Source organism: Bacillus cereus group sp. BfR-BA-01382 (genome assembly GCF_022663475.1).
GTDB lineage: Bacteria > Bacillota > Bacilli > Bacillales > Bacillaceae_G > Bacillus_A > Bacillus_A thuringiensis_S.
On record NZ_JAKUFQ010000268.1, the window covers coordinates 1 to 505 of the forward strand.

Consider the following 505-nt stretch of genomic DNA (forward strand, 5'->3'; position numbering starts at 1 on the left):
ACCAATTATATTTACAATTGAAAAAAGCCAAAAAGATATCGCTACCGTTACTATGAAAAATAGTTTAACAAAAGGCGGCGTGGAACTTTCTAAAGTAGATGACGTTGATGGCACTACTCTTGAAGGCGCAGTATTTAAAATTGCAGATATGAATGGTACTGTAATTCGCAAAGATCTTGTTACGAATCAACAAGGTAAAATTAGCGTTTCTGACCTACGTCCTGGTGATTATCAATTCATCGAGACAACGGCTCCGAAACACTACAATTTAAACAAAGAGCCAATTCCATTCACAATCACACAGAGCCAAGCTGAGCCTGTCTCTGTTACAGCTACAAATAGCTTAACGAAAGGCACTGTGGAGCTTTCTAAAGTGGATGATGTTGATGGTACCGCTCTTAAAGATGCGATATTTAAAATTACTGATCTGAATGGTAATGACATTCGCACTGAGCTTACAACAGATGTACATGGAAAAATTTCTGTTTCTGATTTACGTCCTGGG

General features: G+C 38.0%; 1 protein-coding gene. It reads left to right on the top strand.

Annotation, left to right across the window (positions count from 1 at the left end):
* The coding region (locus tag MR160_RS33875) for an MSCRAMM family protein (RefSeq protein WP_255805925.1) at positions 1-505 on the top strand (505 nt) is incomplete at both ends.